25 protein-coding genes are annotated in these 26,335 nt (G+C 60.9%); 18 read left to right on the top strand and 7 right to left on the bottom strand.

Annotated features, from left to right (window positions below):
- On the top strand, positions 1-930 hold the full coding sequence (gene flgL / locus NKT35_RS20190; RefSeq protein ID WP_254296509.1) for a flagellar hook-associated protein FlgL: 930 nt from the start codon (positions 1-3) through the stop codon (positions 928-930).
- A gap of 42 nt (positions 931-972) precedes the next feature.
- On the opposite strand, the gene astE is transcribed toward flgL, so the two are convergent.
- On the bottom strand, positions 973-1,983 hold the full coding sequence (gene astE / locus NKT35_RS20185; protein WP_254296507.1) for a succinylglutamate desuccinylase: 1,011 nt from the start codon (positions 1,981-1,983) through the stop codon (positions 973-975).
- A 30-nt stretch (positions 1,984-2,013) separates the two neighbouring features.
- On the opposite strand from astE, the gene NKT35_RS20180 reads away from it, so the two are divergent.
- Positions 2,014-2,331 carry a hypothetical protein gene (locus tag NKT35_RS20180; RefSeq protein WP_254296505.1) on the top strand — a complete coding sequence of 106 codons (318 nt, stop codon included), beginning with the start codon at positions 2,014-2,016 and terminating at the stop codon, positions 2,329-2,331.
- A gap of 111 nt (positions 2,332-2,442) precedes the next feature.
- Complete coding sequence (gene speA, locus NKT35_RS20175) at positions 2,443-4,323, top strand: arginine decarboxylase (protein ID WP_254296503.1); 1,881 nt, start codon at positions 2,443-2,445, stop codon at positions 4,321-4,323.
- An 821-nt stretch (positions 4,324-5,144) separates the two neighbouring features.
- Here speA and NKT35_RS20170 read toward each other — a convergent pair.
- The 5 genes from NKT35_RS20170 to NKT35_RS20155 all read right to left on the bottom strand — a co-directional run bounded on the left by NKT35_RS20170 (position 5,145) and on the right by NKT35_RS20155 (position 11,990).
- The gene (locus NKT35_RS20170; RefSeq protein ID WP_254296500.1) at positions 5,145-7,268 is read right to left on the bottom strand and encodes a putative bifunctional diguanylate cyclase/phosphodiesterase; all 2,124 of its coding nucleotides are present in this window, start codon (positions 7,266-7,268) and stop codon (positions 5,145-5,147) included.
- Positions 7,269-7,539: 271 nt separating this feature from the next.
- Complete coding sequence (locus NKT35_RS20165) at positions 7,540-7,881, bottom strand: hypothetical protein (RefSeq protein ID WP_254296497.1); 342 nt, start codon at positions 7,879-7,881, stop codon at positions 7,540-7,542.
- Positions 7,860-8,012 carry a glyoxalase superfamily protein gene (locus tag NKT35_RS24240; protein ID WP_371926392.1) on the bottom strand — a complete coding sequence of 51 codons (153 nt, stop codon included), beginning with the start codon at positions 8,010-8,012 and terminating at the stop codon, positions 7,860-7,862. Before NKT35_RS24240 ends, NKT35_RS20165 begins: the two co-directional genes overlap by 22 nt.
- 1,017 nt (positions 8,013-9,029) lie before the next feature.
- Positions 9,030-10,208 (bottom strand): acetyl-CoA C-acetyltransferase, encoded by a 1,179-nt coding sequence (locus NKT35_RS20160; protein ID WP_254296494.1) that lies wholly within the window; start codon positions 10,206-10,208, stop codon positions 9,030-9,032.
- Between the two features lie 81 nt (positions 10,209-10,289).
- Positions 10,290-11,990 (bottom strand): PHA/PHB synthase family protein, encoded by a 1,701-nt coding sequence (locus NKT35_RS20155; RefSeq protein WP_371926516.1) that lies wholly within the window; start codon positions 11,988-11,990, stop codon positions 10,290-10,292.
- Between the two features lie 323 nt (positions 11,991-12,313).
- On the opposite strand from NKT35_RS20155, the gene NKT35_RS20150 reads away from it, so the two are divergent.
- The 4 genes from NKT35_RS20150 to NKT35_RS20135 all read left to right on the top strand — a co-directional run bounded on the left by NKT35_RS20150 (position 12,314) and on the right by NKT35_RS20135 (position 14,955).
- Entirely contained in the window at positions 12,314-12,964 is a 651-nt protein-coding gene (locus NKT35_RS20150; protein WP_254296489.1) for a fumarylacetoacetate hydrolase family protein, read from the top strand.
- Entirely contained in the window at positions 12,964-13,365 is a 402-nt protein-coding gene (locus tag NKT35_RS20145; RefSeq protein ID WP_254301416.1) for an RNA-binding S4 domain-containing protein, read from the top strand. The genes NKT35_RS20150 and NKT35_RS20145 overlap by 1 nt, the downstream gene beginning before the upstream one ends.
- Before the next feature lie 61 nt (positions 13,366-13,426).
- Positions 13,427-14,575 (top strand): MFS transporter, encoded by a 1,149-nt coding sequence (locus tag NKT35_RS20140; protein WP_254296487.1) that lies wholly within the window; start codon positions 13,427-13,429, stop codon positions 14,573-14,575.
- Positions 14,575-14,955, top strand: coding sequence for a nuclear transport factor 2 family protein (locus NKT35_RS20135; protein WP_254296483.1), 381 nt, complete (start codon positions 14,575-14,577; stop codon positions 14,953-14,955). Before NKT35_RS20140 ends, NKT35_RS20135 begins: the two co-directional genes overlap by 1 nt.
- Here NKT35_RS20135 and NKT35_RS20130 read toward each other — a convergent pair.
- Positions 14,950-15,726, bottom strand: a complete 777-nt coding sequence (locus NKT35_RS20130; protein WP_254296480.1) for a helix-turn-helix transcriptional regulator — start codon at positions 15,724-15,726, stop codon at positions 14,950-14,952. The genes NKT35_RS20135 and NKT35_RS20130 overlap by 6 nt on opposite strands.
- Positions 15,727-15,827: 101 nt before the next feature.
- On the opposite strand from NKT35_RS20130, the gene leuC reads away from it, so the two are divergent.
- From leuC to NKT35_RS20075, 11 genes are all read left to right on the top strand, one after another.
- Entirely contained in the window at positions 15,828-17,243 is a 1,416-nt protein-coding gene (gene leuC, locus NKT35_RS20125; RefSeq protein WP_254296477.1) for a 3-isopropylmalate dehydratase large subunit, read from the top strand.
- Between the two features lie 107 nt (positions 17,244-17,350).
- The gene (locus NKT35_RS20120; protein ID WP_254296474.1) at positions 17,351-17,536 is read left to right on the top strand and encodes an entericidin EcnAB; all 186 of its coding nucleotides are present in this window, start codon (positions 17,351-17,353) and stop codon (positions 17,534-17,536) included.
- A gap of 30 nt (positions 17,537-17,566) precedes the next feature.
- The gene (gene leuD, locus NKT35_RS20115) at positions 17,567-18,205 is read left to right on the top strand and encodes a 3-isopropylmalate dehydratase small subunit (RefSeq protein WP_254296471.1); all 639 of its coding nucleotides are present in this window, start codon (positions 17,567-17,569) and stop codon (positions 18,203-18,205) included.
- 27 nt (positions 18,206-18,232) lie between these two features.
- A complete protein-coding gene (locus tag NKT35_RS20110; RefSeq protein ID WP_254296469.1) occupies positions 18,233-18,814 on the top strand; it encodes a pyridoxamine 5'-phosphate oxidase family protein in 582 nt (193 codons plus the stop codon).
- A gap of 40 nt (positions 18,815-18,854) precedes the next feature.
- Positions 18,855-19,121 (top strand): hypothetical protein, encoded by a 267-nt coding sequence (locus NKT35_RS20105; RefSeq protein WP_254296466.1) that lies wholly within the window; start codon positions 18,855-18,857, stop codon positions 19,119-19,121.
- A gap of 118 nt (positions 19,122-19,239) precedes the next feature.
- Positions 19,240-19,578 (top strand): DMT family transporter, encoded by a 339-nt coding sequence (locus NKT35_RS20100; RefSeq protein WP_254296463.1) that lies wholly within the window; start codon positions 19,240-19,242, stop codon positions 19,576-19,578.
- Between the two features lie 56 nt (positions 19,579-19,634).
- The gene (gene leuB / locus NKT35_RS20095; protein WP_371926390.1) at positions 19,635-20,699 is read left to right on the top strand and encodes a 3-isopropylmalate dehydrogenase; all 1,065 of its coding nucleotides are present in this window, start codon (positions 19,635-19,637) and stop codon (positions 20,697-20,699) included.
- A 167-nt stretch (positions 20,700-20,866) separates the two neighbouring features.
- On the top strand, positions 20,867-21,388 hold the full coding sequence (locus NKT35_RS20090; RefSeq protein ID WP_254296462.1) for an SLOG cluster 4 domain-containing protein: 522 nt from the start codon (positions 20,867-20,869) through the stop codon (positions 21,386-21,388).
- A gap of 201 nt (positions 21,389-21,589) precedes the next feature.
- Entirely contained in the window at positions 21,590-22,696 is a 1,107-nt protein-coding gene (gene asd / locus NKT35_RS20085) for an aspartate-semialdehyde dehydrogenase (protein ID WP_254296460.1), read from the top strand.
- Positions 22,697-22,824: 128 nt separating this feature from the next.
- The gene (locus NKT35_RS20080; protein WP_254296457.1) at positions 22,825-23,835 is read left to right on the top strand and encodes an aspartate-semialdehyde dehydrogenase; all 1,011 of its coding nucleotides are present in this window, start codon (positions 22,825-22,827) and stop codon (positions 23,833-23,835) included.
- 219 nt (positions 23,836-24,054) lie between these two features.
- On the top strand, positions 24,055-26,214 hold the full coding sequence (locus NKT35_RS20075) for a motility hub landmark protein FimV (RefSeq protein WP_254296456.1): 2,160 nt from the start codon (positions 24,055-24,057) through the stop codon (positions 26,212-26,214).
- Positions 26,215-26,335 lie beyond the last annotated feature (121 nt).

Raw genomic sequence — 26,335 nt, 5'->3', positions numbered from 1 at the left:
ATGCGGATTAGTACAAACACGCTGTACTCGGCTGGCGTCAATAATATGTCGGCGCTGCAGCTGGATTTGAACCAGCTGAATATGCAGATTGATACTGGGAAGCGGGTGGTGACGCCGGCGGATGATCCCGTCGCTGCGACCCGGATTGAGCTGCTTTCCTCATCTAGCGGTCAGAATGATCAATATGGGAAAAATACCCAGGCTGTGGACTCCTGGCTGTCGCTGTCTGACAATGCGGTGCAAAATGCGGTCAAATTGATGGCCTCGATGAAGAGCCAGGCCATCTATGCCGGCAACGGCTCTTTGTCTCCGTCTGAGCTGCAGCAAATTCAAAAGACTGTAGGCGAGGGCATAGCGGAGCTGACGGGCTACGCCAATGCGACAGATGGCAACGGCAACTATTTGTTTAGCGGGAACTTGGTCAATACCGCCCCATTTTCCGTGAATATGAGCGTTTCGCCGCCGGTGACAACTTACAACGGCGATAATGGCCAGCGCAGCGTGCAAGTGAGCGCATCTCGGACGATGACGATTTCCGATCCGGGCAATGTTGTTTTCGGCACGCCGGGCGGGAGCGGTACGGCGGCATTTGACAGTTTGGCCAGCCTGTACAATCTGCTTGGGCAGAACCCTTCTCCAGCCAATTATAACGCGCAGCTGACTGGCATCATCAATCAACTTACCAATGTCTCTCAGCAAATGACGGTGGCCGGGTCGTCTGTCGGCGCGCGGGAGCAAGAGAACGCCAATCTGCAAGGCATGAGCACCAGCCTCAATTTGCAATACAACACGGCAATCAGCAATTTGCAGAATGTGGACATGGCGCAGGCCATCTCCAATTTCACGCTGACCCAGACGTCGCTGCAATACACGCAGAAGACGTATGCGCAGGTGTCGCAATTGTCCCTGTTCAATTACATCTCTGGTTGAGCGGATTCGAACCATTGAAAAGGGCTGCCGCGGCAGCCCTTTTCATTTATGGAGCGGTGGGCTGGCCAGTTTGGCCGGCTCCACAATGATCCCGGCGCGAAGGCCGGGCTTGACCGAAGCGTTGGGAAAGAGAATGCGCTCCTGGCCGCCGGCGGCAAGGTAGCGGGTATCTCCATCTTCTGCGATCAGCATGCCGTCAGGCAGCAGGGTGAAATTCTCAACGTTGTCGGCAAGATTGAGCCTGAAAGCCTCGCTGTGTTTGATCAGGTCGTATTTGGCCTGGAAAAGCGGCAGGGATGGCTCGTCGAGCGCTGGCGTTTCCGCTTCGGGGCGGCTCAGCAGGCGGCGCAGGGCGTCGTCGATGCCGCTGAAGCGGCTTAAATCGTTTTGACCGAAAGGTTTGGCTTTGCCTAGCTCCAGTGTGAAGGCCTCTGCTTGGCAGTGCCTGCTTGTGAAGTAGCTGAAGGTGTTGGCTGCTTGCGTGTGCAGCAGGACCGCCTCGATGCCGGCATGCTGCAGCCATGCCAATTGTTGGCGATCATGTCGCCTTTCGTGCAGAAAGGGGTAGATCGCGAACTTCTCGAATGCCGACCCTCGAATCGCCGTGTGCAAGTCGTAATGCAGCTTGCGGCCCGCGGCTGCGGAAAAGAATGTCGTCGCCAGCGCTTCCAGTTCCGCGGCGCGGTGGCTTTCCTCCAGCTCGGGGTGTTTGCCGTGCGCGCCATTGAACAGCCGATTCATGTCGAACTGCTGATAGCGCACGCCTTGCCGGACGGCGCTCGCGTTGGCAAAGACCACCAGCAGCCGGCAGTTCAATGTGAGTTTGCCGGCGTCGATGTCGGCCAGAATGCCGTCTGCCACCTCGATGGGCGCCGTTTCGTTGCCATGCACGCCGCAAGACAGCAGAACCGAATCTGCAGCTTTGTCCGCCGCGTCGATTTGCACGCAGCCAGGCGCTACCCAGCGCGCCTCCATGCCGTTGGGCAGGCGCCAGCATTCGGCGGCATCAAGCTCGGGGGCGAGGGCGTGTCTCAGGTATCGGCTGGCGTTCATTGCGCGAAAGTCTCAAGTGAGGGCGATGGCATGATTGTAATCGCCGCAGCCGCTTCCGGCCATGGCTGGCGAGGGTTTGCGTTGTTGCGAATGTGGTCTATCCATGGGGTGGGGGCGATTTTTTTTCAGCCGCGAGAGCGGCCGGCGGAGAATAGGGATGTCATGGCGCGACAGGCTCGCGGCGTGCAATTCATTGTTTTCACAGCATTGAATCTTTCGCATGCAAACCATGACGAAATTCCGGTTTTTGCGGCGGCAGTTCCGGACGGAGAAAGAGTTGATATTTTTACTTGTCAATCAGCGAGATGTTGTTACAATCCGCGCTCGTTTGCGCTATGCAACAACTAACAATTCACTCTGTTTCGCTCCGACATCCCAGGCCCACATAAAAGCTGTAGAGCCCGAAAGCCGTGCACTAAGGAGCGGGGTTATCCATCATAAGTTCTGAGAGGAAAACTCATGGCTTGGTCTGTGGCTGATAGCCGGAGCCTGTACGGCATCCGGCATTGGGGGGCTGGTTATTTCGACGTCGGAGACAACGGCAATATCGTCGTGCGTCCCAACGCGCGCCAGCAAAAAGAAATCGATCTGTATCGTCTGACCAGCGAACTGGGCGGCAAGGGCCTGGACCTGCCGCTGCTGGTCCGCTTCCCCGATATTCTGCAAGATCGCGTCACCCGCCTGTGCGGCGCTTTCGACAAGGCCATTGCGGAGCAAGGCTACGGCAACCGCTACACCGCTATCTACCCGATCAAGGTCAACCAGCAGGAGGCGGTGGTGAAGAGCATCATCGCCACCCAGGATGTGTCCATCGGTCTGGAAGCCGGCTCCAAGCCGGAACTGATGGCGGTGCTGGCCTTGGCGCCCAAGGGCTGCACCATCGTCTGCAACGGCTACAAAGATCGTGAATTCATTCGCCTCGCGCTGATCGGCGAACGTCTGGGCCACCAGGTGTTCATCGTGATCGAGAAGGAATCCGAAGTCGATCTGGTGATTGAAGAGTCCCGCAAGCTGGAAGTGCTTCCGAATATCGGCCTGCGCGTGCGCCTGTCCTCGCTGGCTTCCAGCAAGTGGTCCGATACCGGCGGCGAAAAAGGCAAATTCGGCCTGTCCGCCGGCCAGCTGATCTCGGCCACCGACAAGCTGATCGGCGCCGGTTTGGGCGATTGCGTGCGCTTGATGCACTTCCATATGGGTTCGCAGATCGCCAATATCGCCGATTACCGTTTGGGCTTCCGCGAAGCTATCCGCTATTTCGCCGAACTGCGTTCGCTTGGCCTGCCGGTCGACCATGTCGATGTCGGCGGCGGCCTTGGCGTCGATTACGACGGCACTCATTCGCGCAACGACAGCTCGATCAACTACGACATGGACGAATACGCCCATGTGATCGTGTCCATGCTGTCCGAGTTCTGCGCCGAAAACGGCATTCCGCATCCGCGCATTCTGTCCGAGTCCGGCCGCGCCATGACCGCGCATCACGCCGTGCTGCTGATGAATGTGACTGATGTCGAGCGCCTGCCTGATACCGTCGCGCCGGTTGCCAATGTGGAAGAGCTGTCGCTGCCGCTGCGCAAGCTGCTGGAGCTGGCCAACCTCAACAACGAAGAGCTGGTCACCGAAATCTACTACCGCGCCAGCCACTGCGTGTCGGAAGTCAGCGATATGTATGCCGAAGGCCGCCTGTCGCTGAAGGAAAAGGCGCTGGCCGAAGACGTGCACGCCGCGCTGTGCCGCCGACTGCATACTCAGCTGCAAGCCAGCCAGCGCTCGCAGCGTCAGGTGTACGATGAACTGACTGATCGCTTGGCCGACAAGTATTTCTGCAATTTCTCGGTATTCCAGAGCCTGCCGGATACCTGGGCCATCGATCAAGTGCTGCCCATCATGCCGGCGCATCGCCTGAACGAGCAGCCGACCCGCCGCGCGGTGCTGCAGGATCTGACTTGCGACTCCGACGGCAAGCTGAAACAGTATGTCGATCAGCAGAGCATCGAATCCAGCATGTCGGTGCACGAAGTGAAGCATGGCGAGGAATACCTGATCGCGGTTTTCCTGGTGGGCGCGTACCAGGAAATCCTGGGCGACATGCACAATCTGTTCGGCGATACCGACTCGGTCAACGTCTATGTCCGCGATGGCGGCGAGCTGGAAATTTCCGGCATCGAGGAGCATGACACCATCGAGGACATGCTGCGTTATGTGCACCTGTCGCCGGAAGATCTGCTGAACCGTTACGAAGCCAAGACTCGCGAAAGCGATCTGTCGCAAGAAGAGCGCAGCCTGTACTTCGCCGAGTTCTGCCGCGGTTTGAAGCAGTCTTCTTATCTGTCCTATTGATAAGATGGCCCACGCCTATTAGGCGAGAGGCTTGACCTTGTCACCGCTCAGGCAAAGAGTCTCTCTTGGGATGCTCTGGTTGTCGACAAGCCCTCCATCGCCGGAGGGCTTGTTTTTTCAATGCCGGAATCGTAGTTGAAAGATGCGGGTCTTGTGTTGCCAAGCTTTGGGCGGCATGAAGTTTCTGTATGTGTCACGCACCCCTTGGTTGGCTGCTAGGAAAGGCCAGATCCAGTCTCCAGTCTTCCCGTAAATTGCTTCAGTCGGCCTGGCCCGGAGCGCGGCATGGCTCAGAAATTAGCGGATCGCCACCAGCAAGTCATCCCGCCCCGGCTTGAGGATTTTGCGCAGCTCAACGGCAATGCGCTCTTGGGCCAGCGTCCGCGTGGTTTGCAGTCGATGGGCAATGTGGGAGCGATCCTTGAGGCTCCCGGCCCTTCCATTTGCGAATGGTGTCTATGGCGATGTTATGGCGAGCGGCCAGCCCGGCCTGAGAGACGGTGGCTTGCTGAATCTCTTTGCGAGTGGCCGACGTGGTGCGAGCTGCTGGTGCAATTTGACGATGGTGTTGCCTGGGTCTTGAGCGTTTCCAGAGGCTTATCCAAACCCTTGCGGGCCAGGATAAGTTTCCAGAGGCGTTTGCGCCGATGATCATCTGGGATGCGACGCCTAGCTTGTAGTTGGGGCAAGAACCTGCCGTAATGGACGCTTATCGTAGTTGCGAATGGCTGACTCCAGCTTAGCCTCCGGGTTTGTCCTCTCGGGACATGCCTAGACGCATTCTCCAGCTGGTTTGGGTATATAGCCATGGCCACACGTGCTTACGTCAGCATGTTGGCGGCGCGGTTCTGCCAGTCCTCAAGGAAGGCTGGCGCGGCTTTTGGTCGGCTGTAGTAATAGCCTTGAATCGCCACGCAGCCTGCGCTGGCCAGGAAGTCGACCTGCCCGCGCGTTTCCACCCCTTCCGCGACAGTGTCCAGATGCAGGCTATTGGCCAGCGAGATGATGGTTTGGATGATGGCCTCTCCGCCGGCGCCGATGTCTTGCACAAAGCTTCGGTCTATTTTTAGGGTTTGGACAGGCAGGTTCCGCAAATAGGCCAGCGATGAGTAGCCCGTCCCGAAATCGTCAATGGATAGTTTGAGGCCAAGCCGGCGCAGCGCGTTCAAGGCCGCGACGGCATTGTCTGCGGCCATGATGACGCTTTCGGTGATTTCCAGCTCCAGCATGGCCGGTTGCAGCTCATGTTTGCGAAGCAGTTCGCCGACCAAGATCGGCAGGTCGGCTTGCGCCAGTTGGCGGACGGAAAGATTGACCGACAGCGCGGGCAGGGCAAAGCCTGCGCGCTGCCAGTCGGCGAGTTGGGCGCAGGCTTGCTCCAGCACCAGCGCGCCCAGGGGCAGAATCAGGCCGTTCTCTTCCGCCAGCGGAATGAAGCGGGCCGGGCTGACGGGGCCGAGGGTCGGCGATGTCCATCTGGCAAGCGCTTCGGCGCCGATGACGAGGCCGCTGGCAGAGTCGACCTTGGCCTGGTAGTGCACTTCGATTTCCCGCCGTTCAATCGCTTGGCGCAATTGATTTTCAATCGCCACTCGCTCCGCTACCGCGGCGGACATGTGCGGCGTATAGCACAGGCAGCGGTTGCGGCCATCTGCTTTCGCCTGATACATCGCCAAGTCCGCGGCGCGCAGCAGCGTGTCGGCATCCATGCCGTCCTGGGCGGCAAAGCTGATGCCCACGCTGGCGGACAAATAAATCTCGTTGCCATTCAACAGGAAAGGCTGTTCGAACAGAGCCAACAGTTTGTTTGCCACGCTGGAGGCATCATCGCGGCTGGCCAGCTTGTCCAGCAGGCAGATGAACTCATCGCCGCCCAGTCTGGCCAGCAGATCGGCTGGGCGCACATGAGCGGAGAAGCGGGCGGCCACCGATGTCAGCAACTGGTCGCCGGCATAGTGCCCCAGTGTGTCATTGACATCTTTGAAGCGATCCAGATCGATGAATAGCAGCGCCAGGCCATGCGGTCGCTGCGCGGCCCGGCTCAGGGCCTCGGCCAGCTGCTGCTGGAACATCAGGCGATTGGGCAGGCCAGTCAGGGGATCGTGATGCGCCAGCCGGTCCAGCGTTTCCTCGGCGCGGCGGCGTTCAATCACCTCGTCCTCCAGGCGGGCATTGGCCTCGCTGAGTTCGCGGGTGCGTTCGGATACGCGTTGGTCCAATTCTTGATTGGCGTCTTCCAGCGATCTGGCCTGTTTATCGATGATGCGGCCGGCGTGCCGCACCACCAGCATCTGGGCGACAAATAACACGATCATCAGCGCGCAGATGGCCAGAGTGAGCCAGCGCAGTTGCGCATCGGTGTCGACGATGAAGGGCGTGGCGTCCAGATAGATTTCCAGCACGCCTTCCGGTTTGCCGCCGGGGCCATGGACGGGCACGTAAGTCGAGATGATGTCGCGTTCGGTCAGCGTGCGTTCGAAGGCGTCTATGCTGTGGCTGTGGGCCAACTCGCTGGCCGGCGCTCCCGCCGCCGCCGATTGAAAGCCCTCATTATCGCTTTCGTCTTCGCCGATCTGGACTGCGTCCGTGGAAAACAGCGTGCGGCCGTTGAGCGCGTAAACCTTCAGCTTGATCACGCCGGTATCGCGCATCAGGCGGATCACCCGCTCTCTCAATTGAGCCTGGCGCGCGTGTTGCTGCAAGCGATTGGCGTCATTGGCCAGCGGCAGCAGCGGGCGGAAGTCGTTCCAGAGCGAGTTTTCGAACATTTCCACCAAGGAGGCCGCGCGGCTTTTTTCCAGCTTCAGCAATTGCTCGGCGGAGTAGTGGCGCAGGTAGCCGGCCATCAGCGCGGTGGCGCAGCCCATCAGCAAGAGCGACAGCAGGAAAAAGTAGGGCACGAGCCGGAAAGGGCGCCCGGCGCGTTTGGCGAAAAACCGGCGCATATGCGGTCCTTGAGCCTGATAGTGATTGTCATTTTAGGCGCGGGCGCTCCGGCTTGCCGCCGGGGTGTGCAACTTTTTATGTGACGCGGCGCGAAACGCTTTGAGGTAGTACCTGCACATTAAAAACCAGCTAGTAAACAAGCAGAAATGGCGCGCCAGATTACTCTCATGGCGCGCCATTTTCATTTCATGATGACTCAGGTCTTCGCGGGCCTGTGAGCTGTACTTGCCCCATCAGCGTGCGCAGTGCTTGAGTTTTCCGAGGGGTGCCCTAGCCGCTGAAGTACGATGCCAATCGTTCCTGCGTCACATTGGGCAGCAAGGCCTCTACAGGGGAAAACTTGCATTGGAAGTAGGTACCCTGCCAAGCGAAGTCTGACGCCCTGATTCCAGCCCAGAAAAGCGCCAAATCTTTGTCTCCTGTGCACAGCAGAATCCGTTCGCTCGGGAACAACGCGAACAGGTGCATCAGGACTTCCAGTGAGCGCAGATCGGCAAGTGCGTTGTATGCCAGCTCCGTCGAATACTTCGGCTCTGTCAGCTTCAGCAGCTTTTTGGCCGGGCTTTTTCCGTTCGGGACAGCCGCTGCGCTCAGGGCGGCGAGAACAACCATCGAGCGCCTTGGGATAGGCCCGCGATGGACGCAACCAGATCAAGTGCCTGACCATGCTGCAAGGGGGTGCAATGCTGTTGGAGATGTGCACGCAAGCGCTGCGCGAACACCTTGAATGTCGAGGTATCCATGTCGATCTCTTTCGAGTGTAGGTCCGGTGCACGCTTTGCGGGCCACCCAAGGGATCAAACATGATTTGGGAGGGCGTGATTGCCCCGTCTTCGTCGTACCTCAAAAGGCGCGTGCGGCAGGTGACGGAAACCTGTCCATCAGGGTATCACCATATTGAATCAGTGTATTGCCAGGGAATTGTTTGAAACTCGGTGCTCAGCCGGTGAGCTTGCGGTTTGTGGGATTACCTGGGGCGAGTCACGGCTGCCGGCGCTGATCCTTGGCACCTCTGGTGCCGTTTATCTACGTACAGGTTTTAGCGGAAAGGATCGGTTGCCATGGATGGATGCTGTCTGCTTCGCCGCATCACGGCAAATTTTCCATTGCAGCAATGGATTTCTCTAGGCAATGATGAGTATCATGTCGTTGATGATAAATGGGTAAAAAGTGTTTAAGGAAGCAAGCTACTGCTCCTGAAATCTCCCATTCCCGCCTAATTCGACACCCATGGCAGGACCTACTAACTGCGCTATTTGGCCTGTCGTCAAGGGAGTCGTTTGTGCTTCGTGTAGGACATTGATGACCATCCTTGTCATGTTGCCGTAACGGGAACATCTTCTCTTCGTATGACTGCGGATAGGTGGAATGATCTCCGGATCGATCTGCACTTCATGCAGCCGAATGGTAGCGTCAACTGCGGCTAGATTGGCCCTTGCATTTTCAACCACCCTTGCGAGGTGCTCGGGCATAGTCAGGAGTCGATGGCGCGCCATCTCCAAAGCTTGTTCGGCTTTTTGAACGTCAGCCGCTAACGACTGACGCTGCACTGAGAGAGACTCCTCTAACTGCTGCAAGTCACTCAGGAGCCTGGCGCGTTTGTTGATCAGCCAGTTCAGGGAGGAAGGGATTCGTGCACTCATACAGAAAAGCATAAGAAAAGTTAGCTTCTCCGACGAGTGCACGTGCTACCTCAAAGCGGCGCGAAAAACAAAACCCCGCCTCAAGGGCGGGGTTGATATGGGCAATGGCAGGCAGGCTTACGGACGTTCGACAGCCAGCGCCACGCCCATGCCGCCGCCGATGCACAGCGTGGCCAAGCCCTTCTTGGCATCGCGACGCTGCATTTCATGCAGCAGCGTCACCAGCACGCGGCAGCCGGAGGCGCCGATGGGGTGGCCCAGCGCGATGGCGCCGCCGTTGACGTTGACCTTGTCGGCGCTCCAGCCCAGCTCTCGCGCCACACCCAGGGCTTGGGCGGCGAAGGCTTCGTTGGCTTCCACCAGGTCCAGGTCTTCCACTTTCCAGCCGGCTTTGGCCACAGCTTTGCGGGTGGCGGAAACCGGGCCTATGCCCATGATTTCCGGCTCGCAGCCGGTCAGCGCATAGCCTTTGACGATGGCCAGCGGCTTCAGGCCCAACTGGTCGGCCTTTTGCGCGGACATCAACAGCACGGCGGCGGCGCCGTCATTGATGCCGGAGGCGTTGCCGGCGGTGACGGTGCCGTCTTTCTTGAAGGCGGCGCGCAGTTTGCCCAGGCCTTCGGCGCTGGCGTCGTGCTTGATGAACTCGTCGTCGGCGAAGGCGACGGGATCGCCCTTGCGCTGCGGCACCAGCACCGGAACGATTTCATCTTTGAACTTGCCGTTCTTTTGCGCGGCGGAGGCGCGCTGTTGAGATTGCAGCGACAGGGCATCCTGCTCTTCGCGGCTGATGCCGTATTTGGCGGCCACGTTTTCGGCGGTGATGCCCATATGGTAGGCGTTGTAGGCGTCGGTCAGGCCGTCGTTGACCATGGTGTCCACCAACTGGGCATTGCCCATGCGGAAGCCGTCGCGCGAGCCCGGCAGAATATGCGGGGACAAGGACATGCTTTCCTGGCCGCCGGCGATGACGATGTCGGCATCGCCCGCCAGGATGGCTTGCACGCCCAGGTGGACAGCGCGCAGGCCGGAGCCGCAGACGACGTTCAGGGTGGTGGCCGGGGTGGAAACCGGCAGGCCGGCTTTGATCAGCGCTTGGCGGGCCGGGTTCTGGCCGCTGCCGGCGGTGAGGACTTGGCCCAGGATCACTTCGCTGACGTCTTCCGGCTTGACGCCGGTTTTCTCCAGCAGCGCCTTGATCACGGTGGCGCCCAGTTCCGGCGCGGAAATCTTGGCCAGCGCGCCGCCGAAGCTGCCGATGGCGGTGCGTTGCGCGGCTACGATTGCTACTTCCATGTGTATCTCCTTTTGCTTAAGGCCCGCCTTGGGCGGGCCATGCTCCCTTGAGGGTGGTTAGTCGTGTCAGCAATCGTTATGTTATTGAAGCGTGGCGGCCACGCTGGGCATGGCCTTGGCCAGCACGTAGCTGCCCGGCGCGGCCAAGAGCGGCGGCAATTCCTTGCTTCCCAGCGCCTTGGGCGTGGCAATTTGCTTGCCGGACTGCGGCGACAGCCAGGCGTCCCAGTCTTTCCACCAGCTGCCAGGGCGGCTTTCCGCGCCCTCCAGCCATTCTTCCGGATCGGCCGGCAGCTTGTCGTTGACCCAGTAATTGCGCTTGTCCTTGGTCACCGGATTGATGGAGCCGGCGATATGGCCGGACGCGCCCAGCACGAAGCGGCGGCTTGGCGCGCCGGTGAGGTATTTCACGCCGGAGTAGGCGGAGCCCCACAGCACGATGTGGTCTTCGCGCGCGGCGAACACGTAGAGCGGAACGTCTATCTTGGAAATGTCGATAGGCACGCCGCACAGCGTGATAGCGCCTGGGCGCACCAGCGCGTTGTTGATATAGAACTGGCGCAGCAGGAAAGTGTGCATCGGCAGCGGCAGATCCACCGCGTCGTTGTTCCAGTACAAGAGGTCGAACGGCGCCGGGGTTTTGCCCAGCAGATAGTTGTTGACCACGTAGTTCCAGACCAGGTCGTTGGCGCGGAGGCTGGCGAAGGTGCGGCCGATTTCCTTGCCGCTGATGATGCCGCCGGCCGCCATCTTGGCTTCGCGGTTGGCCACAAGCGACTCATCGATGAAGAAGGAGATTTCGCCCGGCTCGGCGTGGTCGATCAGCGAGGTCATGAAGGTGGCGGAGTCGAAGTATTTCTCGCCCCTGGCTTGCGCCACGCACAGCGCGGTGGTGAGGATGACGCCGCCCACGCAGAAGCCCAGCGCGTTCATGGTGGGCTGCTTGGTGATCTTGCGGATCGCCTCGGCCGCGTCGAACACGCCTTTCTCGATATAGGTTTCCCAGGTGAAGTGCTTCATCTCGGCCACGGCGGACCGCCAGCTGATCAGGAATACGCGATAGCCCTGGGACACGAAATGGCGGACCATGGAGTTTTCAGGCTGCAGGTCCATCAGATAATACTTGTTGATGCAGGGCGGCACGATCAGCAGCGGCTTCTCGTACACCTTGTCCGTGGTGGGGGTGTACTGGATCAGTTCGATCAGCTCGTTGCGGTACACCACTTGGCCCGGCGTCACTACCAGGTTCTTGCCGATCTCGAACTTGCTTTCGTCCGACATCGAGATATGGCCTTTTTGGAAGTCATCCAGCATGTTCTTCATGCCTTCGACCAGGCTTTCGCCCTTGGTCTCGATGGCGCGCTTGACCACGTCCGGGTTGGTCAGCATGAAGTTGCTGGGCGACATGGCGTCCAGATACTGGCGGGTGGCGAAAGCCAGCTTGTCTTTGGCGGTTTCGTCGATCTGGGTTTTATCCACCAGTTCGGTCATCCACTTGGAAGTCAGCAGGTAGCTTTGCTTGAGGAAGCTGTAAAATGGATGGTCGCTCCACTCCGGCGACGCAAAGCGCTTGTCGCTGGCCGGCGCGGCGCTTTGGGCTTCAGGCTGGAAGGTGTTGCCCAGAAACTGCGACCACAGATTCAATTGCTGTTGGTACAGGCTGGATTGAAGGTGAAAGAGCTGGCTGGTCTGATTCATCAAGCTGGACCACGCGTCGGACAGCGGCGCGGTATTGGCGTCCGGCGTGGGGGTGTGCGACAGGGAATTGACGAACTGCTGCATCCATTGTTGATTGGCCGTGGAAAGATGGGTGAAGAACTCTTCCAGCGGAGCGGTACTATTCTGGGACAAGATGAATCTCCTGATACGAACTGGTGCGTTATCGAAGCCTGTCTGAATCGGTCTGCGACATGAGGGTCAAGCAGATGTACCAGCAGACTGTAACAGGGTTGCATGACAATTTCACGCCACCTGGCCGTCAAACAAGGCCTAAGGGCAGGGTATGGCTGAGTTTTGTTGCTGCAATGCGCAAAAATGTCGCAGTCATGGCTGCGCCGAATAGTCGCTTATGGGATAATTGACAGCGTTACTCACGAGGAATTGCAATGGCGAGTGTAAAACTTGGCTTACATACCATTCGCGTTGGAAATATATTCTGCATCGGCCGCAATTACGCCGCGCATGCCGCCGAGCTGGGCAATGCGGTAGAGGCGGAGCCGCTGGTTTTTCTGAAGCCGACTTCCGCTTTATTGGATGAGGCGTCCGCGATTGCCTTGCCGGACTATTCCAACGACGTTCATCACGAGTGCGAGCTGGTGGTTTTGATCGGCAAGGGCGGGGACAATATCGCCGCTGAAAATGCGCTCTCGCATGTTTCCGGCTATGGCATCGGCCTGGACCTGACTGCCCGCGACGCGCAAAGCGAAGCGAAGAGCAAGGGCCACCCGTGGACCAAGGCCAAAGGCTTCCGCGGCGCGGCCTGCGTGTCCGCGATGGTGCCGGCGGCGCGGGTCGACGATCCTCAGCGGTTGAAGTTCGAGCTCCGCGTGAATGGACAACTGCGGCAGAGTGGCGACGCGAGTCTGATGTTGTTCCCAGTGGCCGAACAGATCAGTTATTTGTCCCGCGTGTATGGGTTGTCCGACGGCGATTTGCTTTTCACCGGCACGCCGGAAGGCGTGGCCCGCATCCAGAGCGGCGACGCGCTGGATCTGAATCTGTTCGGCCAGGTGTCGGCGCATTGGAAGGTGGCGTGATGGCGCGCGAAGAGTTGGACGACGGCAAGGTCCGTCTGGATAAATGGCTGTGGGCGGCGCGTTTCTTCAAAACCCGCCAGTTGGCGCATGAAGCGCTGGAGCTGGGCCGGGTGCTGGTCAATGGCGACCGGGTCAAGGCCTCGCGCATCGTAAAAGAAGGCGATCAGCTGTTTCTGCGACTGAATCAGCTGGAGTACAACGTAGAGGTGCTGCAACTCGCCACGCAACGCCGGCCGGCCAAGGAGGCGGTTCTGATGTATCGCGAGGACGAAGCCTCCATCGCCGCGCGCGAGGAGCGCAGGCTGCTGCTCAAGGCCGATCACGCCAGCTTCCCGCATGGCGAGGGGCGGCCCACCAAGAAGGCCAGGCGCGAAATCTCGCGCTTCAAGTCGTCGTTTTAGCCGCCTGACGCGGCGCCGGTCCGGCCTGGCGCCGGACTGCGTAACAATAGAAAGATAATAAATGCAGTCGCTGTTGCCGTTCGCCGGGTTCTACTTCACTTATTTCACCTTCCAGGGCATGTTCAGCCCCTTCTGGGGCTTGTATCTGGAGTCCTTGTCCTTCAGCGCCATGCAAATCTCGGTGCTGATGGCGCTGTCCACGCTGGCGCGCATCATCGCCCCGGGTTTCTGGGGCTGGCTGGCCGACAAGAGCGGGCGCCGCCGCAACATCATCATCAGCACCTCCATCCTGTCTGCCGCCAGCTTCAGCCTGGTTGGCGTCCACCATGGTTTCTGGTGGGTGTTCATCAGCTTGGCGGTATCGCATTTCTTCTGGGTGGCCGCGCTGCCGCTGGTTGAAGCCAGCACGGCTTATCTCACGCGCGAAAACCCTGGCCGCTACAGCCGGGTGCGGGTCTGGGGCTCGATCGGTTTCGTTTGCCTGGCGGCGGGCGGCGGCTATTTGCTGGATTGGTGGGGGATAGGCGCGACGCCGTGGATCGCCTCCGCCTTGCTGGGCGGCGTGGCGCTGGTGGCTTGTTCTGTGCCGGAAGTGAAACCGGTCAGCCGCAACAAGCAGGCGGGGCCCATCTGGGCGACTCTGAAGAAACCGGCGGTGCTGGCACTGTTCGCCTGCTGTTTTCTGCAGGCTTTCGCCCATGGTCCGTATTACACCTTTTATTCCTTGGGCTTGAAGCAGTTCGGCTATGACAAGGCGGCTGTCGGGGTCTTGTGGGCCCTGGGCGTGACTTTCGAGGTCGGCGTGTTCATGTTGATGCCGCGCATCATGCGCCGTTTCGGCCTGGAAACGCTGATGCTGGTTTCATTGTTGGCCGCCGTGCTGCGTTTTGGCGTGATCGCCACCTGTTTGCCGGTGCCGGCGCTGGCCGCCGCCGCGCAAGCGCTGCACGCGCTCACTTACGCGCTGCACCACGCGGCGTCTATCGGTCTGATCAACCGCATGTTCGACGAGCAGCACCACGGTCGCGCCCAGGGCCTGTACATCATCGCTTCCTTTGGCTTGGGCGGCAGCGGCGGCGGCCTGATCGGCGGCCTGGTCTGGCCGCACGGCGGCGTGCTGCCTACCTTCGCCATGTCTGCCTGCGCAGCCTTGATTGGCGTGCTTGTTTGTTTGCGGTGGTTGAAGCCTGGATATCAGAAGAGCAAGTGATGATGAACGATACGCCGCAACAGGCGCTGGATGGTTACAAGCAAGCCTTGGCTACGCATGATTGGCGCCAAGTGGCGCCGTGGCTGCATGAGAACGCTTGTTTCGTGTTTTCCGATGGCACCTTCAAGGGCAAGGCGGCGGTGTGCGAGGCCATCCGCCAGACCTTTGAATGGATACGCGGCGAGGACTATCGCATTTCCGATCTGCACTGGACCCATGTGGGAGAGGATTTCGCCGCCTGCGTCTACGCGTTTTCCTGGCGCGGGCTGGTCGATGGGCGGCCCGCGGAGGGGCGCGGGCGCGGCAGCTGCGCGTTGATCAAGGATGAGCAGGGTTGGCGGCTGTTGCAGGAGCACCTGGGGCCGCCGGCCGAGTCATAGCAGCATCACCAGCTTGAGTTCCGGCGCGTTGGCCGGCCGCAGCGTGATCTGCCGCTTGTGAAGCCGGCCTAGCGTCGGGTGATGGAAGGCGCGCTCGCCGCCTTCTCGCTCCAGCACGTCTTGCTGTTGCCATAGCCGGTCGAACTCCGCGCTGTCGCGGCGCAGCCGCAGCAGCATCTCCGCTGTTTCCGCATCGTCCAGTTGCTGGCCCAGGTCGGCCCGCAGCTCCGCCACGATGCGCCGCGCCCGTTCCGGCCAGTTGTCGAGGAAGGTCCGAGCCTCAGGCGTCAGGAAAATGAAGTCGAGCTGGCTGCGGCTGGCGTCCGGCTTGCCCAGCCAGTCGCAAAACAGTTCCGCCGCGGCCTCATTCCAGGCGGCGGCTGTCCAGCGGCGGTCCAGCACATAAGCCGGAATGGCGATGTGCGGCAGCATCTCCGCCAATATCTCCCGCGCTTGCGGATTGTCCTCGGCGCGCTTGTCCTTGGGGTTTTTCAGCCCTGCCAGATCAAACAAATAATCGGTTTCCGCGCCGGACAGCTGCAATGCGGCGGCCAGATGGCCCAGGGTGTGGGCGGAAACTGACTCGGTGCGGCCTTGCTCCAGCCAGGTCAGCCAAGTCGGGCTGATGCCGGCCAGCTGCGCGACTTCCTCGCGGCGCAGGCCCTTGGCGCGCCGACGCGCGCCGCTAGGCAGGCCGGCCTGCTGCGGGGTCAGCCGTTCTCTATGCGCTCGCAGGAAGGCGCCGAGCGGGGTGGAGGCGGTCGATTCCATGTTCTGATCCTGTTGGTTTTTATACCAGTATAACGGCTTATCTTGTAACAGGATCAAAGCTGGTCAAAGATGGGTGCAACGACGACCCGAGGACACGCAATATGAGCGCGCAAACCTTGTACGACAAACTGTGGAACAGCCATGTGGTGCGCCAGGAAGCGGACGGCACCGCGCTGCTGTACATAGACCGCCATCTGGTGCATGAAGTGACCAGCCCTCAGGCCTTCGAAGGCCTCAAACTGGCCGGCCGCCCGCTGTGGCGAGTGGATTCCGTGGTGTCCACCGCGGACCACAACACGCCCACCGACCATTGGGACCAGGGCATCCAGGACCCGATCTCGCGCCAGCAGGTGGAAACGCTGGACGCCAATATCAAGGCATTCGGTGCGTTGGCCTACTTCCCGTTCAAGGACAAGGGCCAGGGCATCGTCCACGTGATGGGGCCGGAGCAGGGTGCTACGCTGCCGGGCATGACCGTGGTGTGCGGCGACAGCCACACATCCACCCATGGTGCTTTCGGCGCGTTGGCGCACGGCATCGGCACATCTGAAGTCGAACACGTGATGGCCACGCAGTGCCTGGTGGCCAAAAAGTCCAAGAACATGCTGGTGCGCGTCGATGGCAAGCTGGGCGCGGGCGTCACTGCCAAGGACGTGGCGCTGGCCATCATCGGCAAAATCGGCACCGCCGGCGGCACCGGCTATGCCATCGAGTTTGGCGGCGAGGCGATCCGCAGCCTGAGCATGGAAGGCCGCATGACGCTGTGCAATATGGCGATCGAGGGCGGCGCGCGCTCCGGCCTGGTGGCAGTGGACGACAAGACCATTGAATACGTGAAGGGCCGTCCGTACGCGCCCAAGGCCGAGCAATGGGAGGCAGCCGCGGCTTACTGGCGCACTTTGCATTCCGACGAAGGCGCGCATTTCGACGCGGTGGTGGAACTGGACGGCGCGGCCATCCAGCCGCAGGTGACCTGGGGCACTTCTCCGGAAATGGTGACCGAGGTGGGCGGCAAAGTGCCCAATCCGGCCCGCGAGAACGACCCGGTGAAGAAGGCCGGCATCGAGCGCGCGCTGGCCTATATGGGCCTGCAGGCCGATACGCCGATAGACCAAATTTCGGTGGACGTGGTGTTCATCGGCTCCTGTACCAATAGCCGCATCGAAGACCTGCGCGAGGCGGCGGCAGTGGCCAAGGGCCGCCAGAAGGCCGCCAGCGTCAAGCAGGTGCTGGTGGTGCCGGGCTCCGGCCTGGTCAAGGCGCAGGCCGAGGCCGAGGGGCTGGACAAGATTTTCGTCGCCGCAGGTTTCGAATGGCGCGAGCCGGGCTGTTCGATGTGTCTGGCGATGAACGCCGACCGGTTGCTGCCGGGCGAGCGCTGCGCCTCCACCTCCAACCGCAATTTCGAAGGCCGCCAGGGCCAGGGCGGACGCACTCATCTGGTGAGTCCAGCGATGGCGGCGGCGGCGGCGGTGGCGGGGCACTTCGTCGACGTGCGCGGTTTTGCCGCCAGTTGAGTCGGTCGCGCGCATCGGGGCATGGGTCTGACGAAAACGCTGGGATTGCTTAGAATGTGTTTTTGTCAGATCGGCAGCTCGGCTGCCACCCGAATGGAGCGCATCACATGAGAAAAGAGATGGTTTGTCTGAGCCTGGCCCTGCTGCTGGGCGGCTGCAATACCGTGCAAGGCATCAAGGCCGACGCCAAGGAAGGCGGGCAGGCGGTGGGCCACGGTTTGCAGAAGGCTGGACAGGCGATCGGCAACGCGGTGGAAAAAGGCGGCGAAGCGATCAAGCGCACCGCCGAGTAACCCCGCGTTATCCTGAACAGGGAGCGCAATATGAAAGCATTCACCACTTTGCAGGGCCTGGCCTGTCCCTTGGACCGGGCCAATGTCGACACCGACGCCATTATCCCCAAGCAGTTTCTGAAGTCGATCAAGCGATCCGGCTTCGGCCCCAATCTGTTCGACGAATGGCGTTATCTGGACCACGGCGAGCCGGGCATGGACAACAGCCAACGCCCGCTGAACCCGGACTTTGTGTTGAATCAGCCGCGCTATCAGGGCGCGCAGGTATTGCTGGCGCGCGAGAACTTCGGCTGCGGCTCCAGCCGCGAGCACGCGCCGTGGGCGCTGGACGATCAAGGCTTTCGCGTGGTGATCGCTCCCAGCTTCGCCGACATCTTCTTCAACAACTGCTACAAGAACGGCCTGCTGCCCATTGTGCTGGCGGCTGACATTGTCGACCAATTGTTTCAGGAGTGCGAGGCGACGCCGGGCTACAGTCTGAAAGTGGACCTGGCGGCGCAGACGGTGTTCACGCCGTCAGGCCAGGCCTTCCTGTTCGATATCACCGAGCATCGCAAGCACTGCCTGCTGGGCGGCCTGGACGAAATCGGCCTGACCTTGCAGCATGCGGATGAGATCAAAGCTTTCGAAGCCAAGCGGCGCGCAGAACAGCCCTGGCTATTTGCCTGATAGGGTTCATGCATAGGAGGTTGCGAAATGGGACAGCGTTATCTGGAGCTCAAGGATTCGCATCGCGAGTTTATTGCCGGGCAGAAACTGTTTTTCGTCGCCACCGCCATGCAGGATGGTTTGGTGAGCCTGTCGCCCAAGGGTATGGATTCATTGCGGGTGCTGGGGCCGCGGCAAGTGGCTTGGCTGAATGTCACCGGCAGCGGCAACGAGACGGCCTGCCATATCGAACACAGCCCGCGCATGACTTTGATGTTCTGCGCGTTCGAAGGCAAACCGTTGATCCTGCGCCTGTATGGACAGGCGCGGGCAATTCATCACGGAGACCCGGATTGGCCCGATTATTACGGCCTGTTCGAGCCCTTGCCCGGCGCGCGGCAAATATTTCTGCTGGATGTCGAGCTGGTGCAGTCTTCTTGCGGCATGTCGGTGCCTTGCTATCAATATCTGGGTGAGCGGGAGCAGTTGAACGACTGGGCCCGCGCCAAAGGCGAGGCCGGTATTCGCGACTATTGGCGAAACCGCAATGGCGTGAGCCTGGATGGCCTGCCGACCGGCATCCTGGAAAAAAGCGGATGGGCAAGCGTGGATGAAACCAGCCAGTCGTGAGGATGGACGAGGGCCGGTAGCCGCGGCTCGGAGCGGCTGGATGGCCTGGCTGCATCGCCATCCGCTGGCGGCGTTCTCGCTGCTGGGGCTGAGTTTTTTGCTGTTCGGCGCGGGCACGGTCAACCTGGCCCTGCTGCTGCAGCTGAATTTGAAATTATGGCTGGATGTGGGCTGGCTGGCGGCGATGGATGGCGCGCTGCGCCAGCTGGGCGAATTGCTGCTGTCCGGCTACGCCGCGATGGCGGCCTACATCGTGTTCAAATGTTGCGAAAAGGCGCTGGTCGAGCGGCTGACACGACAGAAGTGAAGGCTGAGTGAGCGTGCCGGCATTTAGCAGAGCAGTGAGGCTTCATTATTAAACACATGGGTACCGTCCTTTTCAGTTTTGCGGCGCGTTCGGTATAAACGCATCGCCTGGAGAGGGTATGAACTCATATGCATGGGCCTGGCTGGTTTTGTCAGCCAGCATCGCCGTCGAGATCGCCGGCACGCTTGCCTTGCGTCAAAGCCAAGGTTTTAGTCGCATGGTTCCAGCGGTGTATTGCGGCGCGTGCTATGTGGCAGCTGTTTGGTTGATGGGTATCGCGTTGCGGCGGTTGGATGTGGGTGTGACCTACGCGGTTTGGGCCGCCGGCGGCACGGCGGGAACCGCTGTGATGGGAATGTGGCTGTACAACGAGCCTTATGCAGTGAGTCGCCTGCTGGGCTTGAGTTTGATCGTAATTGGCGTGGCTGTGCTGAATTGGCAGGGACCACATGCATAAAAGAGACTGCAAGCCTGGCGCGAGCGCAAGGGATGCATGTTTGCAAAGGATAAATCATGAAGATCGCCATTCTGCCCGGTGACGGCATCGGTCCGGAAATCATCGCCCAGGCCGAGCGCGTGCTGGACGTGCTGCGCCAAGACGGCCTGAAAATCGAGACCGAGCACGCGCCCCTGGGCGGCGCCGCTTACGACCAATACGGCGCGCCGTATCCGGAAGCCACGCAGAAGCTGGCGCGCGAGGCCGACGCGGTGCTGCTGGGCGCGGTGGGCGGACCGCAATACGACAAGCTGGACCGTCCGCTGCGGCCTGAGCGCGGTCTGCTGGCCATCCGCAAGGACCTGGGCCTGTTCGCCAATCTGCGCCCAGCCATCCTGTACCCGGAACTGGCCAATGCCTCTACCTTGAAGCCGGAAGTCGTGGCCGGGCTGGACATCATGATCGTGCGCGAACTGACCGGCGACATCTATTTCGGCCAGCCGCGCGGCATCGCCGTCAATGAGCTGGGCGAGCGCGAGGCCTACAACACCATGCGCTATAGCGAAAGCGAGGTGTGCCGGATCGCCCATGTGGCTTTCGGCATCGCCATGAAGCGGGGCAAGAAGCTGTGTTCGGTGGACAAGGCCAATGTGCTGGAGACCACCGAGTTCTGGAAAGAAATCATGATAGACGTGGCGCGCGAGTACCCGCAGGTGGAGCTGTCGCACATGTATGTCGACAACGCCGCGATGCAGCTGGTGCGCAATCCGAAGCAGTTCGACGTGATGGTCACCGGCAATATCTTCGGCGACATCCTGTCCGACGAGGCTTCCATGCTGACCGGCTCCATCGGCATGCTGCCGTCTGCATCGCTCGACCAGAACAACAAGGGCCTGTACGAGCCCAGCCACGGCTCGGCGCCGGATATTGCCGGCCAGAACCTGGCCAACCCGCTGGCCACCATCCTGTCCACCGCCATGATGCTGCGTTACAGCTTTGGTCAGGAAGCCGCTGCCCAGCGCGTGGAAAATGCGGTGAAGAAGGTGCTGGCCCAGGGCTATCGCACCGGCGACATCTACGAGGCGGGTTGCGAGAAGGTCAGCTGCTCCAGGATGGGCGACGCGGTGATCGCCGCGCTGTAAATTTGCGGCGGTTCGACATGAAAGCGGGCGGGTCTTGGACCTGCCCGTTTTGCTTTTCTTCTCGGAATTCTCAGTGCTAAGCAATCTTTTCCTTAATAGTGATATGCTTGTGGTATTTCTTGGCTGGGCGGCGGCTTGACCGCCTAATCACGGATGGGGAGAAAACTGTGACGCAGGGAGTTCGTTCTTCGCAAGTGTGCATATTGGGCAGCGCCGAGCCGGGATCACCGGCATACGATTTGGCCGCGGCGGCCGGCGAGAGGCTGGCCGCGCTTGGCGTGACCTTGATCAGCGGCTGCGGCAGCCCGGCGACCCGCGTCGCCGCGGAACGCGCCGTGCAGGCAGGCGGGCAGGTCGTGAGCATCACTCCTCAAGATCAGATGCCTTCGTCCGACTGGCCGGCGACGGTTGTGATTCCCTGCGGCATGGGCGATGCGCGCAACCTGCTGATGGCCTTGGCCGGCGATGCCTGCATCGTGATAGGCGGCCGCGCGGGCACCATTTCCGAGGTGTGCCTGGCCTGGCTGCATAAACGCCCTTTGTTGCCGCTGGTGGGTTGCGGCGGCTGGTCCGACCGCTTGCCGTCGAATCCGCCCGATGAGCGGCGCAATTCGCCGATTCTGCCCTGGGCTTCCATCGCGGAGCTTGAGCGGCAGTTGAGTCATCTTGAGCTGATCCCTGCCGTGTGAGGCCTTGGCTTGCCCATGGCGCGGCAGTGTGCAGCCGCGCTAAATCTGTTGTTCTGATGAATTTCACAATAAAAACGATAAGCCCCATTGCCTGACATCGTGCCGCGCTGCACAATGGGGTAAGAAAAATTTAATCGTTGCCTTGCGCAAGACGAGGCGCGATTCACGAATCGGACTTAGGACAGACTCGGGAGAATTCCAGTGAGAGTAGGCTTTGTAGGTTGGCGCGGCATGGTCGGTTCCGTGCTGATGCAACGGATGCGCGAAGAAAACGACTTTGCCGTGATCGACGAACCGGTGTTCTTCACCACGTCCAATGTCGGCGGCAAAGCGCCGGATATCGGCCGCGACGTGCCGCCGTTGAAAGATGCTTCCAGCATCGACGAGCTGAAGGCGATGGATGTCATCATCACCTGCCAGGGCGGCGACTACACCACCGAGGTCTACGGCAAGCTGCGCGCCGCCGGCTGGAAGGGCTACTGGATCGACGCCGCTTCCACGCTGCGCATGCAGGACGACTCCATCATCATTCTGGACCCGGTCAACCGCGAGCTGATAGACCAGGGGCTCGCCAATGGCGTCAAAGACTTCATCGGCGGCAACTGCACCAACTCCATCATGCTGATGGGCATGAACGGCTTGTTCCGCGAAGGCTTGGTCGACTGGGTGTCGTCGATGACCTACCAGGCGGCTTCCGGCGGCGGCGCCAACCACATGCGCGAACTGCTCAAGGGCATGGGCGCGATTCACGCGTCGGTTTCGGAAGAGCTGGCTACGCCGTCTTCGGCCATTCTGGAAATCGATCGCAAGGTGGCCGAGTCCATCCGCGAGGATGTGCCGACCGAATTCTTCGGCGCGCCGCTGGCTGGCGGCCTGATCCCGTGGATAGACAAGCAGCTGGACAATGGCCAATCCAAGGAAGAGTGGAAGGGCCAGGCCGAGGTCAACAAGATTCTCGGCACCGCCAGCGTGATTCCGGTGGACGGCCTCTGTGTCCGCATCGGCGCGATGCGCTGCCACAGCCTGGCGCTGACCGTGAAGCTGAAGCAAGACCTGCCGCTGGAAGAGATCGAAGCCATCATCAAGTCCGGCAACGACTGGGTGAAGTGGGTGCCGAACGAGCGCGACATCTCGGTGAAGGAGCTGACCCCGGCCGCCATCACCGGCGGCTTGGAAGTCGGCGTCGGCCGCGTGCGCAAACTGAATATGGGCGGCGAGTATCTTTCCGCCTTCGTGATCGGTGACCAACTGCTGTGGGGCGCGGCCGAACCGCTGCGCCGCATGCTGCGTATCCTGATCGCCCGTTGACGGGTAGAATAGCGCCAAGCCTGGACCCGGCACAGCCGGGTCTGACAGAATCAAAGGGCACCTCGGTGCCCTTTTGCATTGCAATGCCGGCGCGCCGATGCGGCCGGCGGTAACGATAGGAACAAGATATGTCGACTTCTCTGCAAATCGCCGTGGTGGGCGCAACCAGCCTGGTAGGCCAGGCCGTGCTGGAACTGCTGGCCGAACGCAACTTCCCGGCGGCCCGCGTGTTCGCGGTGGATAGCGCCGAGCAGGACGGCAGCACCGTTTCGCTGGGCAATCTGGAGCTAGATGTGCACCTGGTGGACGAGTTCAATTTCGAGAACGTCGGCCTGGCCATCTTCGCCGCCGGCGGCGACATTTCGCGCCAGTATGTTCCGCAAGCGCGCGACGCCGGCGCCGCGGTGGTGGATTTCAGCTCCGCCTTCCGCAATACCGAGGGCGTGCCGCTGGTGGCGCCCGCCATCAACGCGGCGGCGCTGGAAGATCTCGGCCGCGCGCCGCTGGTTTCGGTGCCCAATTGCACGGTGACGCCGCTGGCGCTGGCCCTGGCGCCGCTGCTGCCGCTGGGCGTGAAACGGGTGTCGGTTTCCACTTACCAGGCTGTGTCCGGCAGCGGCCAGAAGGCGATGGAGGAAATGGCGGACCAGACCACCGCGCTGTTCTCCCAGCGCGACGCCGAAACTCATGTGTACTCCAAGCGCATCGCTTTCAACGTGCTGCCGCTGATCGGCGAAATCGATGAAAACGGCGAATCCGAGGAAGAAAAATCGGTGCGCGAAGAAACCGCGCGTCTGCTGGATATTCCGGCCGACATTATCGAGGCGTCCTGCGCCCGCGTGCCGGTATTCTTTGGCCATAGCTGGTCGGTTCAAGTCGAACTGCATGGCGAGTTTGATCTCGAGCAATTGAAAAATCGCCTCAAGGCCGCAGGATTGCAAGTCGTCGGCAAAGACCAGCACGGCGGTTATGTTTCGCCGATGGAGGCCACCGGCAATGAGAGTGTCTGGATCAGCCGTTTGCGTTGCCGCGGCCAAGTGGCGAGTTTCTGGATTTCGGCGGATAACGTAAAAGCCGGCGCGGCGATTCATTGCGTGCGCATCGCCGAATTGTTGGCGAATCCCAGCGCTTTGAATTGATGGAAAAGGCCGGCGCAAAGGCCGCTTGGCAATTGTATGAAATCTAGCTATGCGGGTAGAGAACGCCTAAGATTGGAACAGTTGCCCATCGGCCTTTCGCCGGTTCGCGCAAAAAAACAACGACACAATGCCGGAAGGTAGAGAGTGATAAATCTGGGAAAGCTCAAGATTGGCGTTTTTCTGGTCGCGTTGGCGTGTTCTGCGCAGGCGTTGGCTGGCTTGGGGAAGATTTATGTCCGCTCCAATCTTGGAGAATTCCTGAAGGCGGACATTGAAATGACGGGTGTGCCGGCGGGGGAAATGGACGCGGTGCGCGTCGGCTTGGCCGGTATCGAGACGTTTCAGAATCTGAATGTCGAATACAGCGCCATTTTATCTTCGCTGCGTTTTGCGCTCAGCCCCAACGCCAAGGGCGCGTTGATCCGGGTGAGCTCGGTGCAGCCTATCAACGACCCGTATCTGCGTTTTGTCGTGGAGGCGAAGGCGCCGTCCGGCCGCTCTGTGCGCGAGTATACCGTTCTGCTTGACCCTGCCAATTACGGTCCCAACGGGCAGCGCATCGTGCAGGATGTGCCCAGCTACGCCGATGACAATCAGACCGGACGATATCAGGCATCCGCCAGCACAGCGAAAGCAGCGCCGGCAACGCCTGCGACGTTGACAGTCAAGGCCGGCGCCACGCTGCGCGCTTTGGCGATGCGCGTCAAACCCAAAGGCGCGACGCTGCGCCAAACCATGGCCGCGCTGGTGCAGGCCAATCCGGACGCATTCTCCGGCGATCTCAATCATCCGCAGGCGGGCAGCGTGCTGAAGGTGCCTTCCGCGCGCAAGACCCGCGCCTTGAGCGCTCAGCAAGTGGCCGGCATCCTGGGCGAGCCGGCGCCCGCGCAGCAGCCGGCCGACGGCGCCCAGCCCGGCAAGGGCGGCGATGTCCTCAAGCTGCCTCCGGGCGATGGCGACAACGCTCGTCTCAACGACTTGCAAAAACAAATCAATGACCGCGAAAAGGCGCTGCAGGATGCGACCAGCCGGATAAGCGCGCTGGAGCAGCAACTGAAAGCGATGCAACAATCCGGCATGGCGCCGCGTCCGGCAGCGATGCCGGCATCCGCGCCCATGCCGGAGGTGAAAATGGCGGCCAGCGCCCCGGCTCCGGCCGCCAGCGCGCCGATTCCCGCGCCCAAACCCAAGGTCGAGCCGCCGCGCGCCGCGCCCAAGCCCGCGCACGTGGTGCCGCCCTTGCAGCCCCCACGGCAGTCCATGCTGGACAAGCTGATGGACAATCTGCCGCTGGTCGGCGGCGGCACGGCCGCGGTGGGATTGCTTGGCCTGCTGGGCTTCATGATCGCTCGTCGTCGCAAATCTTCTGCCGCGTCCGATCTGGCCAGTGCGACGCTCAGCCGCTCGACCGTGACCGGGCATGGCCCCAACACGGTGGGCGGCTCCCATTCCTTCATGAGCAATTTCACTCAGGCGGCAGGCGCCATCGATGCGGGCGAGGTCGATCCGGTCGCGGAGGCCGAGGTCTACATCGCGTATGGCCGCGACCAGCAGGCTGAGGAAATCCTCAAGGACGCATTGCAAAAAGACCCATCCCGCCATGAGGTGCGGATGAAGTTGCTGGAGATTTACGCGACGCGCGCGGATGTCGGCAATTTCGAACGCTTGGCGAAGGAAATGCACGCAGCCTTCGATGGCCAGGGCGTGTTGTGGGCCAAGACGGCATCGCTGGGTCGCGGCATCGATCCGGAAAATCCGCTGTATCAAGTGTCCGAAGAGGAGCTGCAGCCGGTGGAGGCGCGCTCCATCGATCTGGATCGCGAGTTGTTCGGCTCCGATGCCGAAATGCTGCTTTCCGGCGAAGCCGCCGAGCCGCCGCCGGCCGCGGAGATGCCTCAAGAAGAGGATCCTTTGGCTGCGCTGTTCGATACGCCTGTCGGAGAGACGGGCGGCGCGTCGGCCGAGCCGCCAGCGCTCGACTTCGATCTGGAGTCAGCCTTGCAAAACGCGATTGAGGCGGCGCCCGCGCCAGCCCCGGCCGCAGAGGCTGCCGAAACCAATCTGTTGGATTTTGATTTCAATCTGGATGAGCCAGCGGCGGAGGCCAAACCGGCTGAAGCCGCGGAGGCGGGAGGGTTGGAGTCTTTGTACGAGGACATGGCTTCGGTCGACAACCCGCCGGCGGATGACGCTGGTTTGCAGAGCGCGCCGCCGGGATCGATGGATGATCCGCTCTCCACTAAGCTGGACCTCGCGAAAGTCTATCTGGACATGGGAGATAGAGAAGGCGCGAGTGAGGTCTTGCAAGATTTGCTAGGAGAAGCGCAGGGCGCGCTCAAGCAAGAGGCGCAGGCTTTGCTTGACAAGATAGGCGTTTGATTTCGCGCGGGCGGGCATGCGGCTATGGCCAAGACGCTCTGCTGGGCAGGGTTTCGGTATGCCGCATGTTTTGCTTTCTTGATTTTGCAACCTATCTTAATAAATGATATGAGTGGTTTGG

It is taken from the genome of Chromobacterium sp. IIBBL 290-4, from assembly GCF_024207115.1.
In the GTDB taxonomy this organism is placed as follows: domain Bacteria; phylum Pseudomonadota; class Gammaproteobacteria; order Burkholderiales; family Chromobacteriaceae; genus Chromobacterium.
The sequence above is the reverse complement of the archived record's forward strand: the minus strand, read 5'-3'. Positions and strand labels throughout refer to the sequence as shown.

Coding starts and splice junctions, on each gene's coding strand:
- NKT35_RS20120 (WP_254296474.1), top strand. CDS start 17,351: ATGAGAAAAGAGATGGTTTGTCTGAGCCTGGCCCTGCTGCTGGGCGGC.
- NKT35_RS20080 (WP_254296457.1), top strand. CDS start 22,825: ATGTCGACTTCTCTGCAAATCGCCGTGGTGGGCGCAACCAGCCTGGTA.
- leuD (WP_254296471.1), top strand. CDS start 17,567: ATGAAAGCATTCACCACTTTGCAGGGCCTGGCCTGTCCCTTGGACCGG.
- NKT35_RS20145 (WP_254301416.1), top strand. CDS start 12,964: ATGGCGCGCGAAGAGTTGGACGACGGCAAGGTCCGTCTGGATAAATGG.
- NKT35_RS24240 (WP_371926392.1), bottom strand. CDS start 8,012: ATGGATACCTCGACATTCAAGGTGTTCGCGCAGCGCTTGCGTGCACAT.
- NKT35_RS20150 (WP_254296489.1), top strand. CDS start 12,314: ATGGCGAGTGTAAAACTTGGCTTACATACCATTCGCGTTGGAAATATA.
- NKT35_RS20140 (WP_254296487.1), top strand. CDS start 13,427: ATGCAGTCGCTGTTGCCGTTCGCCGGGTTCTACTTCACTTATTTCACC.
- NKT35_RS20130 (WP_254296480.1), bottom strand. CDS start 15,726: ATGGAATCGACCGCCTCCACCCCGCTCGGCGCCTTCCTGCGAGCGCAT.
- NKT35_RS20155 (WP_371926516.1), bottom strand. CDS start 11,990: ATGCAGCAGTTCGTCAATTCCCTGTCGCACACCCCCACGCCGGACGCC.
- NKT35_RS20110 (WP_254296469.1), top strand. CDS start 18,233: ATGGGACAGCGTTATCTGGAGCTCAAGGATTCGCATCGCGAGTTTATT.
- NKT35_RS20100 (WP_254296463.1), top strand. CDS start 19,240: ATGAACTCATATGCATGGGCCTGGCTGGTTTTGTCAGCCAGCATCGCC.
- NKT35_RS20160 (WP_254296494.1), bottom strand. CDS start 10,208: ATGGAAGTAGCAATCGTAGCCGCGCAACGCACCGCCATCGGCAGCTTC.
- leuB (WP_371926390.1), top strand. CDS start 19,635: ATGAAGATCGCCATTCTGCCCGGTGACGGCATCGGTCCGGAAATCATC.
- astE (WP_254296507.1), bottom strand. CDS start 1,983: ATGAACGCCAGCCGATACCTGAGACACGCCCTCGCCCCCGAGCTTGAT.
- leuC (WP_254296477.1), top strand. CDS start 15,828: ATGAGCGCGCAAACCTTGTACGACAAACTGTGGAACAGCCATGTGGTG.
- speA (WP_254296503.1), top strand. CDS start 2,443: ATGGCTTGGTCTGTGGCTGATAGCCGGAGCCTGTACGGCATCCGGCAT.
- flgL (WP_254296509.1), top strand. CDS start 1: ATGCGGATTAGTACAAACACGCTGTACTCGGCTGGCGTCAATAATATG.
- NKT35_RS20170 (WP_254296500.1), bottom strand. CDS start 7,268: ATGCGCCGGTTTTTCGCCAAACGCGCCGGGCGCCCTTTCCGGCTCGTG.
- NKT35_RS20135 (WP_254296483.1), top strand. CDS start 14,575: ATGATGAACGATACGCCGCAACAGGCGCTGGATGGTTACAAGCAAGCC.
- NKT35_RS20180 (WP_254296505.1), top strand. CDS start 2,014: ATGATTGTAATCGCCGCAGCCGCTTCCGGCCATGGCTGGCGAGGGTTT.
- NKT35_RS20165 (WP_254296497.1), bottom strand. CDS start 7,881: ATGGTTGTTCTCGCCGCCCTGAGCGCAGCGGCTGTCCCGAACGGAAAA.
- NKT35_RS20105 (WP_254296466.1), top strand. CDS start 18,855: ATGGCCTGGCTGCATCGCCATCCGCTGGCGGCGTTCTCGCTGCTGGGG.